Genomic DNA, 9,675 nt, shown 5'->3' with positions numbered 1-9,675 from the left:
CCGCCCTTTCCTCCCCCCTTTGCGGGCCACGGTGTTCATGCCTCGCATCGGAGCCGTATCGATCGCGCTTGGATCCGCGCCACCCCGTCATCCCGGGGCTGCGCAGCAGAGCCCGGGATCCAGAGCCGCCGACGGCGCATGACGACCAACGCCCTGCGGTTCTGGATCCCGGGCTCGCCTCCGGCGCCCCGGGATGACGGGGAGGGCCTGAGAACCGCGTTTGCGAAGGCCATGAACCCGAAAGTGTCTGCTCGTGAGGGACGCGGCGCGGCGCATTCCAAAACCTCACCATGGGTTGCTCCCGGCGGGCATGCTGGTGCCGGCTTCGATGCGGCGGGCCTGCTCGGCCTTGAGGCGGAGCTTGAGGTAGCGGCCGGGGTCGTCCGGCAGGGTCTGGAGCCAGAGACGGTCGGGGCGGATCTCGTGCGCCTCGAAGCTCTTGGTGACGCGGCGCACCTCCTTCTCGGGGGCCTCGGCCACCATCGCCGAGCCGCCGCCGGTGCGGCCGCGCCCGGCGGCGTCGCCGGCCGAGCCCCGGGCCTCGCCGCGGCCCGATTCCACGGTCTGCTGCTCGGCCTGGCCGCGGCGCGCGACCTTGCTGTTGCCGGGGATCGAGGCCGAGGAGCTCGCCTCCTTGTTGCCCGCCAGGCCCTCGCCGCTGGAATTGGCCTGGAGGGTGTTGTCCTTCTCCTGGTTGGCGGTGTTGTTGTAGCGGGCGCCGTACTGCGCCGAGCCGTTGGCGGTGCCGCCGCCCTTGCGGTCGATCGCCTCGGCGACGAGCTGGGCGATCAGCGAGCGGTTGGCCTGCGCGTCGGCGTCGCGCGGGTTGAACTGCAGCGCCGCGTCGTAGGCCTCGATCGCGCCGGCATAGTCGCCCGTCCGGGCGAGCGCGTTGCCGAGGTTGTAGGCGTTGCGCCGGCCGCCGTTGCGGAACACGGCCGCCGCCTCGTCGTAGCGGCCGGCCTCGTACAGGGCCGGCCCGCGCCAGGCCGGATCGTCGAGCACCGCGAGCGCCGCCGAGGGCAGTCCGACCCCGATCAGCAGGCGGCCGAGGCCGGTGCGCGGCTGCGAGACCAGCATCAGCGCGAGGATGCCGGCCCCGGCCGCGGCGAGCCCGAAGGTCCGGGCCCAGCGCCGCCAGCCGCGGGAGAGCGCGGCCGAGACGGCGGGGGAGAGCGGCCGGCGGCCGAGCGCGAAGGCGGCCATCACGCGCTCCTCCGGAACAGGATCAGCGCCGGCCCCAGCGCGAGCAGCAGCAGCCAGCGCCCGAGATCGGCGAAGGCGAGCACGGCGTAGCCGCCCGCCGCCAGGTGCTGCGCGGTGCCGGCGCCGACCGCGTCGAGCACCGGGGCGGGTGCCGACAGGTCGGCCGCGACCCCGCCGCCGGCGGCGGCGAGCCGGTCGAGGGCGGCCCGGTCGGTCTTCGGCGCGCCGGGCGGCAGGGTCTTCTGCGCCGGCACGAACACCCCCTGGAGCCGCCAGCCCTTGGCCCGCATCGCCTCGGCCTCGCGCAGGGCCGCGTCGCCGATGCCGTCGCCGTCGGTGATCAGCACCACGTCGGCGGCGAGCGCGCCGGCCTCCTCCAGGGTGCGGCGGGCCAGCGCCAGCCCGCGCTCGGGGTGGCTGCCGCGGTCGGGCACCGTGTCGGCATCGAGCGCGAACAGGGTGGTGCCGAAGCTGTCGCGGTCGGTGGTCGGCCCGGTCGCGACGTAGGCGTCGCCGGCATAGACCACCAGCGCCACCGCGCGGGTGCCGGCGGCCTCGGCCACGCCCTGCGCGATCTGGCGCAGGTCCTTCAGCCCGCCGCCCTCGGCGACCGAGCGCGACAGGTCGGCGACGATCACCGTCGCGTCGAGGTTGCGGAAGGTCGTCGCGTCCTTGCGCTCGACCGCGGGCCCGGTGAGCGCCAGCGCCACGAAGCCGGCGGCGAGCGCGGCCGCGAGGTTCGCCTGCCGCCGCCCGCCGAGCACCGCCCCGCGCCGGACCATCAGCGCCATCAGCGCCGGATCGACCGCCCGCGCCCAGTCGCCGAGGGGCGCGGCGCGGGCGGCGGCGCGGAAGGCCAGCACGGCGATCAGGGGAATCGCCAGCAGCCACCACGGCCGCAGCAGCGCGTAGGCGTCGAGGACGGTCATCGCGGGCGCCCTCTCTGTGAGACGAGCCGGCGGTCGTCGGATGCGGCACCACGTCCCTCCCCCCCCTGCGGGGGAGGGTGGCCCCCGTCAGGGGGTCGGGAGAGGGGCAGCGCGACGGGACAGGATCGAGGCGGCGTCGCGACGTTTCCGAAGCCGTCGCTCCCCTCTCCCGACCCCTGCTCACGCAGGGCCCACCCTCCCCCGCAGAGGGGGGAGGGACGCGCACCGGACCGGGGCGAGGAGCTTCGAGACGGATGACGACCGCTCATCCCCGCCTCCGGGAAGCCAGGAGCAGCCCGGCGCAGGCGAAGGCGAGCGCCGCCGGCCAGGGCCAGAGGTCGCGGCGCAGGGGCACCGGGGGGGCCTTGGCGCGGCCGCCCTCCAGGGTGTCGATGGCGTCGGCCACCGCGACGAGGTCGTCGGTGGTCCGCACCCGGAACGCCTTGCCGCCGGTGATCTCGGCCATCTCGCGCAGCGTCTCGGTGTCGACCACGTCCTGCTCGCCGTCGGCGTCGGCCATGTCGCGGGGGCCGAGGGCGATGGTGTAGACCTTGATGCCGAGGTCCTTTGCCAAAGCCGCCACGTCCCGCGGCGTGGTCTGGCCGGCGTTGTTGGCGCCGTCGGAGAGCAGGATCACCGCCTTCGAGGACGCGACCGGCTGGCCGTCGATGCCGGAATCCTTCGGATCGAGCCGGCGCAGCGCCAGCCCGAGGCCGTCGCCGATGCCGGTGGAGCGGCCGACGAGGCCGATCGTCGCCTCCTCCAGGGCCCGCGCCACGCTCGCCGTGTCGAAGGTGAGCCCGGCCGCGACGAAGGCCTGGTCGGCGAAGATCACCAGGCCGATGCGGTCGCCGGCGCGGCGGCGGATGAAGTCGGCGCCCACGCGCTTGACCGCGACGAGGCGGTTCACGGTCTCGCCGTCGAGCGAGAAGTCGCGCCGCTCCATCGAGCCGGACAGGTCCATCGCCAGCATGATCTCGCGGCCCGAGGCCGGCAGGGCGGTGGCCGGCAGGACGAGGCGGGGCCCGGCGAGCGCGACGACGAGGGCCGCCCACAAGGCCCAGATCAGCCAGGTCCGGCGCCGGCCGCGGGCGGCGACGTCGGCGCCGGCCTCGGCGCGCGCCACCAGCGAGGCCGGCACGCGGAGCGCGCCGCTGCCGCCCGCGGCCTCGGCCGGGACGAAGCGCTGGACCAGCAGCGGCAGCGGCAGCAGCAGCAGCGCCAGCGGCGCCGCCCAATCGAACGCGGAACCGAGCGCCGTGACCCAGGCCGGGAGCAGGCTCATCCGCGCATCCGCCCGATCAGGCGCCCGAGCTCGGCATCGAGGACGGCCGGGTCCGGCCGGTCGCTGCGGCGATAGAGCCCCTCGGCGAGGACGCGCCCGGCGCCGGCGGTGAAGAAGGTGGTGGCGAACAGCCCGTCGAGCCTGTGCGCCCAGGCCGTCCCTTGCGCGCTCGCCGCATCCTCGCCCTGCACGGTGCGGGCGACGCGGCGCAGCAGCCGGGCCTGCGCCACGAGCCGGGCCTCCGGGTCGAGGTTTCGCGCGGCGGCGAGATCGCGCAACGCCGCGCGGCGGACCGTGGCGCGGGCGCGGACCCGGAGATAGCGCACCAGACCGACGAGCAGCGCGGCGGCGAAGCCCGCCAGGATCGCGACCACGACCTCGCCGGAGATCGCCCCCGCCGCCTGGTTCGGCAGGTGCAGCCCGCGCAGGGCCTCGAGGGTGGGAGGAGCGTCGGCGGGGGTCATCGTTTTCCGCCTGCGGGCATACGCACCCCCTCCCCCCGACGGATCTCGAGCAAGCCCGAGATCCGCACCTCGTGTGCCCAAGTCGGGCAGGCCCGACTTGGGTGCGGGGGAGGGTACCCTGCGGAGCAGGGGGGGAGGGAAACGGCGGCGGCTTCACAACACCGCATCGAGCCGCTCCATCAGCGGGGCGTAGGCCTCCGGGCCGGCCTCGACGTCGAGGCGCAGGCCCGCGATGCCGCGGCGGGCGTAGTCGGCCAGGCGCTCGTCGGCGGCGAGGCGCGCGGGCGCCGGCTCGCGGGCGGGCTGGCGTGCGGATTGGCGGGCGGACTGGACAGTGCCGCGGCGGCCGTCGGGCAGGGCGAAGGGGTAGAAGCCCGGCGGCCGGGACCGCTCGAAGGCGTCGCTCACCAGGATCAGGCGGATCGACAGGCTCTCGGCGAGCAGCGTCAGCAGGCGGTCGAAGTCGGGGCCGGGGCTGTCGAGCGCCGAAGCGAGGACGAGGTGGCCGCCGGACGGCAGCAGGCTGCGGGCCAGCGTCAGCAGCGCGTCGAGCGGCGGGTCGGCGGCGGTGGGTTGCGCGAGGGCGCGGGCGTGGGCCGACGCGAGCGCGCCGGTGACGGCCGTCATCGCGCGCTCGCCGCCGGCCGGGCGCAAAGCCGTCGGCTCGTCCGCGCCCGCGACCACGAGGCCGACGCGGCCGCCGTCGCCGACGACGCGCCAGCCGAGCAGCGCCAGCGCCTCGGCCGCCGCCACCGAGCGCAGCGCCCGGCGGGTGCCGAACAGCATCGAGGGGCGGAAATCTGCGAGCAGCACCACGGCGCGGTCGCGCTCGTCGTGGTGGGTGCGCACGTGCAGGATGCCGGTGCGCGCGGTGGCGTTGCGGTCGATGTGGCGGCGGTCGTCGCCCTCCGACCACAGCCGCACGTCGTCGGGCTCCGAGCCGCGCCCGCGGCGCTTGGTGACGATGCCGCCGGGCAGGCCCGCCAGCGTCCGCGTCGCCGGCGTGACGCCGCGGCGCGCGAGGTGGCGCAGGCCCATCAGCGCCTCGCCGGAAAGGTGGAAGGCCGGGTTCGTCTCGGGGGCGGCGGTGGCGGTCATGCCGGAATCCGGCCAGCGCGGCGCGGCCGCCTCTCCTCATGGGAGAGGGGACCCGCGCAGGGCGTGGTCGCGCGGGGCCTTCTCGCGGTTGCCGGGACCACCCTCAGAGCGCCCGCACCCGCTGGACCAATCCGCCGACGATGCCGCGGGTGGTGAGCCCTTCCGCGGCCGCGCGCCAGGTCAGGCCGATGCGGTGGGAGAGCGCGTCGGCGGCGAGGTCCGCCACGTCCTCGGGGACGACGTGGTCGCGGCCGTGGAGGTAGGCCCGCGCCTTGCCGGCGACCATCAGCGCCAGCGTGCCGCGCGGCGAGGCCGGATGCTCGATCGCGGCGCGCAGGTCCGGCGCCGCGGAATCGGTGCGGGTCGCGGCGACGATGCGCACGAGATAATCCTTCAGCGCCGGCGAGACGTAGGTCTTCAGGGCGGCCTCGCGCGCGGCCAGCACCTCGGCGACCGAGAGCTTCACCGGCATCGCCTCGCCGTGATGGTTGAGTTCGCCCTCGACGAGGTCGAGGATCTTCCGCTCGGAGGCCTCGTCCGGCATCCCGACCACGACGTGGAGCAGGAAGCGGTCGAGCTGCGCCTCGGGCAGCGGGAAGGTGCCGGCATGCTCGATCGGGTTCTGGGTCGCCACCACCATGAACGGGTCGGCGAGCGGATGGGTCGCTCCGGAGACGGTGATCTGGCCTTCCGCCATCGCCTCGAGCAGGGCCGACTGCACCTTCGGCGGCGCGCGGTTGACCTCGTCGACGAGGATCAGCGAGTGGAACAGCGGGCCGGGCAGGAACTCGAAGGTGCCGGCATCCTGGCGCCACACGGTGGTGCCGGTGAGGTCGGCGGGCATCAGGTCGGGCGTGCACTGGATGCGGGCGAAGGAGCCGTCGAGCCCGTCAGCGAGGCGCTTGACGGCGCGGGTCTTGGCCAGCCCCGGCGCCCCCTCGATCAGCAGGTGGCCGCCGGTGAGCAGCCCGATCATCAGGCGCTCGACCAGGCCCTCGCAGCCGATCAGCCCGTGCTCCAGGCCGGCGCGGAGCTCGAGGATGCGGGCCCGCAACGGATCGGCGGCGGCAGCCGGACGCTCGGCAAGCGCAGCGCCGCTCATGCGCGCGCGCACCCTGCGCGACACGGCCGGGCCGGCTGGAAGGAAGCCTTCATCCTGCACGTCTCCTCGTCGAAACCGGTGGGCTGAACCCGCCGCACTTGGATTCTTGATCGATCCATAGTCGAGCCGGTGTGCCCGCTGCCCGGGGCACCCGTCAATCCCGCTGCGACCTCGGGCGGGACCGGCTCCCGTCACGGAACCGTCATGCGCGCCCGTCTAGGAGACCGGATGGTCCTTCTACCCACGCCCCTCCCCGAGCCGGTCAATTCGGCGATCAGCCTGATCGTGGCCTTCGTGCTCGGCACCCTGATCGGCGCCGAGCGGCAGTACCGCCAGCGCACCGCCGGCCTGCGCACGGCGGTGCTGGTGGCGGTGGGGGCCGCCGCCTTCGTCGATCTCGGCATGCGGCTGACCGGGGCCGAGGGCGCGACCCGCACCGTCGCCTACGTGATCTCGGGCATCGGCTTCCTCGGCGCCGGCGTGATCATGAAGGAGGGCATGAACGTGCGCGGCCTCAACACGGCCGCGACCCTGTGGTGCTCGGCCGCAGTCGGCGCCTTCGCCGGCGCCGACCTGCCGCTGGAGGCTTTGTTCGTGGCGGTCGCGGTCCTGGCCTGCAACACCTTGCTGCGCCCCCTCGTCAACGCGATCAACCGCGCGCCGATCGACGAGAGCGCGACGGAGGCGACCTACGAGGTCCAGGTCACCACCGCCCCCGGCACCGCGGGCCCCGCCCAGGACATGCTGGTCGAGCGGCTGGAGGCGGCGGGCTACCCGGTCGGCGGCGTCGAGGTCGAGGAGCGCGGCGACGCGGCGGTGGACGTGGTCGCGACCCTCATCGCCAGCGCGGTGGCGGCCAAGGAGCTCGACGCGGTGGTCGCCGCCCTGCAGGCGCAACCGGGCATCCGCCACGCCACCTGGGCGGTGCAGACGGGGGATTGAGGGAACGGGGCAAGGCGCCGAACCCGTACGTTTCGCGCGCAAGGCGCCCACGTCGCCTTCCCCTCCCCCGCACCCAAGTCGGGCCTGCCCGACTCGGGCACACAGGGTGCGGATCGCGGGCAAGCCCGAGATCGTCGGGGGAGGGAAGGGGGCGTGTCGAAGCTGCGTCCGAGGGTGGAGGTACCGAACGTGCGGCGGCACACCGGGCGATCCCCAACGGCGCTTTCCGCATCGCGCGATGAAGCCACCTTTCTCCCAAGAAATCCCGAACCCGGCCGCGCAGGAGACATCCCATGGCAGAACTCGAACATCCGTCGGCCAGGAACGCGCTGATCGTCGGGGCCTCGCGCGGCCTTGGGCTTGGGCTCGTCGAGACCTTCCTGGGGCGCGGCTGGCGCGTCACCGCGACCCAGCGCAAGGCCTCGCCGGGCCTGGCCGCCCTCGAATCCGAGGCGCTGACGATCGAGACCGCCGACATCGACGACGACCATGCGGTCTCGGTCCTGCACGACCGGCTGGCGTCCCGAACATTCGACCTGGTGTTCGTGGTGGCCGGCGTGGCGACGCAGGCGCACGATCCGCTGCACGCGGTGCCGCGGCCGGTCGCGGCGCAGGTCTACCTCACCAACGCGATCAGCCCGGTCCGCTTCGCCGAAGCCTTCCGCGATCGGCTCGCGCCCGGCGGCAGCCTGGTGTTCATGAGCTCGATCCTCGGCAGCGTCGGGCTCAACACCTCCGGCGGCTGGGAAAACTACCGCGCCAGCAAGGCGGCGCTGAACACCCTGGTCCGCAGCTTCGCGATCCGCCACGCGGCGGAGAACCTGAGCGTGGTGCTGATGCATCCGGGCTGGGTGCGGACCGAGATGGGCGGCGACGGGGCCGACATCGACGTGGCGACCAGCGTCGCCGGCATGGCCGACGTGATCGAGGCCCGGCTCGGCCGGCCCGGCACGGCCTATCTCGACTACCGCGGCGCGACGCTCGCCTGGTAGCGCGGGACGCGAAGGCGGTCCGCGGGCGCCGTCAGCGCCGCGGATCGAGCGGGCGGCCGCGGCGCTCGACGATCACCGGCGGGCGGGTGCGGCGCTCGACGATGACGGTGCGCGGCGCCCGGCTCGGGCCGGCCTGGGCGATGATCCGCTCCGGCACGCGCTCGGGCTTGGCCCGCAGCGCCGCGACGACGTGCGGGCGGACCTCCTCGGCGGGCAGGCCGATCAGCCCGGCGGCGATCTCGATCTGCTGCTCGAGGTCGTCGGACAGGTCCTGCGCGGCGGTCACCGCCTCGACGATCGTCGGCGGCTCGCGGCGGACCCGGATCGGCGGCAGGTCGGCAAAGCTCTTCTTCGACTTCTTCACGGCAGGGCTCGCGCTCGTCATGGCCCACCGTACCCGATTCGCACCGATTGTGCACCGCATCAAAACGAGGCCGTCGCCGTCCTGCCATGCATGCCCCGGCGTGCCGAAGAGGCAGGCAGAGGTGCGCCGCGATCCTGCGGGCGCGCTGGCGCATTCATGATGCAGTTGCCGTCTCAAGCGGCACGACGATGCGTCGAAATGGCGCGGGGGGAGACGCGTCCCGGGGCGTGGTTCGGTCACCGCGGCCCGCGATCATCACTTCGAGACGCCCGCAGATTCCGAGACAGCCGCAGCCCCGAGCCGTGATGACGAGCCCGCCGACCGCCAACCACGATCCGCGCACCACGCCGGCCCGGCCGGACCTCGCCGACATCCGACTGCGCGGCGCGGTCGAGGCGGCGCGCTTCGTCGCCGGCGAGCCGCGCCGGGTCGTGGTCCCGGCCGCCCCGCTTCGCCGGACGCCGCGACCGGAGGCCGGGCTCGAGACCGAGGCGGTGATGGGCGACGCGGTCGCCGTGTACGAGGTCGGCGACGGGTTCGCCTGGGTCCAGCTCGTGCGCGACGGCTATGTCGGCTACCTGCCGGCGGCGAGCCTCGGCCCGGCCGACCCGGCCCCGACCCACCGGGTGACGGCCCTGCGCAGCTTCCTCTACCCCGCCCCCGACATGAAGCGCCCGGCGCTCGGCCATCTCGGGCTCGGGGCGCGGATAACGGTCGCCGACACGGCCGGCGACTTCGTCCGGGTCGGCGACGCCTTCGTCTTCGCGGCCCACTGCGCGCCCCTCGACCGCACGGTGCCGGACTACGCGGCCACCGCCGAGCGGCTGGTTGGGACGCCCTACCTGTGGGGCGGGCGCACCAGCCTCGGGCTCGACTGCTCGGGCCTGGTCCAGCTCTGCCTCGATCTCGCCGGCCTGCCCTGCCCGCGCGACGCCGACCAGCAGGCCGGCGCCGTCGGCCGCGCCCTGCCGATCGGCTTCGACGGCCTGCGCCGCGGCGACTTCGTCGACTGGCGCGGCCATACCGGCCTGATGCTCGACGCCGACACCCTGATCCACGCCAACGGCCATCACATGGCGGTGGCGGTCGAGCCCCTGCGCCGGGCGGCGGAGCGGATCGCCGCCAACAGCTACGGCGCGATCACCGGGATGCGCCGGCTGGAGGCGTGAGGGCGCGACTTCCCCGCCGCACACCGATCGTGTCGACCACCTCGCGCCGAACGGGCCCCCTCTCCGGAAAGGGACAGGGGCCCCGCGCTTTGCCGGCAAAACAGGTGAGCGCGGCAGACCTTCG

Annotated in this window: 10 protein-coding genes; 3 read left to right on the top strand and 7 right to left on the bottom strand. The window is 74.9% G+C overall.

Going from position 1 to position 9,675, the window contains the following annotated elements:
• Window positions 1-285: 285 nt before the first annotated feature.
• The 6 genes from MKK60_RS28360 to MKK60_RS28335 all read right to left on the bottom strand — a co-directional run bounded on the left by MKK60_RS28360 (window position 286) and on the right by MKK60_RS28335 (window position 6,084).
• Window positions 286-1,206: a tetratricopeptide repeat protein gene (locus MKK60_RS28360; protein ID WP_243989372.1), complete on the bottom strand. Its 921-nt coding sequence runs from the start codon at window positions 1,204-1,206 to the stop codon at window positions 286-288.
• On the bottom strand, window positions 1,206-2,135 hold the full coding sequence (locus MKK60_RS28355) for a VWA domain-containing protein (protein ID WP_243989371.1): 930 nt from the start codon (window positions 2,133-2,135) through the stop codon (window positions 1,206-1,208). The genes MKK60_RS28360 and MKK60_RS28355 overlap by 1 nt, the downstream gene beginning before the upstream one ends.
• Window positions 2,136-2,400: 265 nt before the next feature.
• Entirely contained in the window at window positions 2,401-3,420 is a 1,020-nt protein-coding gene (locus MKK60_RS28350) for a VWA domain-containing protein (RefSeq protein WP_243989370.1), read from the bottom strand.
• The gene (locus MKK60_RS28345; protein ID WP_243989369.1) at window positions 3,417-3,884 is read right to left on the bottom strand and encodes a DUF4381 family protein; all 468 of its coding nucleotides are present in this window, start codon (window positions 3,882-3,884) and stop codon (window positions 3,417-3,419) included. The genes MKK60_RS28350 and MKK60_RS28345 overlap by 4 nt, the downstream gene beginning before the upstream one ends.
• Before the next feature lie 153 nt (window positions 3,885-4,037).
• Window positions 4,038-4,982, bottom strand: coding sequence for a DUF58 domain-containing protein (locus MKK60_RS28340; RefSeq protein ID WP_243989368.1), 945 nt, complete (start codon window positions 4,980-4,982; stop codon window positions 4,038-4,040).
• A gap of 103 nt (window positions 4,983-5,085) precedes the next feature.
• Complete coding sequence (locus MKK60_RS28335) at window positions 5,086-6,084, bottom strand: AAA family ATPase (protein ID WP_243938762.1); 999 nt, start codon at window positions 6,082-6,084, stop codon at window positions 5,086-5,088.
• A 228-nt stretch (window positions 6,085-6,312) separates the two neighbouring features.
• Between MKK60_RS28335 and MKK60_RS28330 the strand changes: the two genes are divergently transcribed.
• The gene (locus MKK60_RS28330) at window positions 6,313-7,026 is read left to right on the top strand and encodes an MgtC/SapB family protein (protein ID WP_147727387.1); all 714 of its coding nucleotides are present in this window, start codon (window positions 6,313-6,315) and stop codon (window positions 7,024-7,026) included.
• 293 nt (window positions 7,027-7,319) lie between these two features.
• On the top strand, window positions 7,320-8,018 hold the full coding sequence (locus tag MKK60_RS28325) for an SDR family oxidoreductase (RefSeq protein ID WP_243989367.1): 699 nt from the start codon (window positions 7,320-7,322) through the stop codon (window positions 8,016-8,018).
• Window positions 8,019-8,049: 31 nt separating this feature from the next.
• Here MKK60_RS28325 and MKK60_RS28320 read toward each other — a convergent pair whose 3' ends face one another.
• Window positions 8,050-8,403 carry a hypothetical protein gene (locus tag MKK60_RS28320; protein WP_147727385.1) on the bottom strand — a complete coding sequence of 118 codons (354 nt, stop codon included), beginning with the start codon at window positions 8,401-8,403 and terminating at the stop codon, window positions 8,050-8,052.
• 284 nt (window positions 8,404-8,687) lie between these two features.
• Between MKK60_RS28320 and MKK60_RS28315 the strand changes: the two genes are divergently transcribed.
• On the top strand, window positions 8,688-9,551 hold the full coding sequence (locus MKK60_RS28315) for a C40 family peptidase (protein ID WP_243989366.1): 864 nt from the start codon (window positions 8,688-8,690) through the stop codon (window positions 9,549-9,551).
• Window positions 9,552-9,675 lie beyond the last annotated feature (124 nt).

Origin of the sequence: Methylobacterium sp. J-092, assembly GCF_022829325.1 — a bacterium.
Taxonomy (GTDB): Bacteria; Pseudomonadota; Alphaproteobacteria; order Rhizobiales; family Beijerinckiaceae; genus Methylobacterium.
Note: the sequence above shows the minus strand (reverse complement) of the source record. Positions and strands in the feature narration are given on the sequence as shown.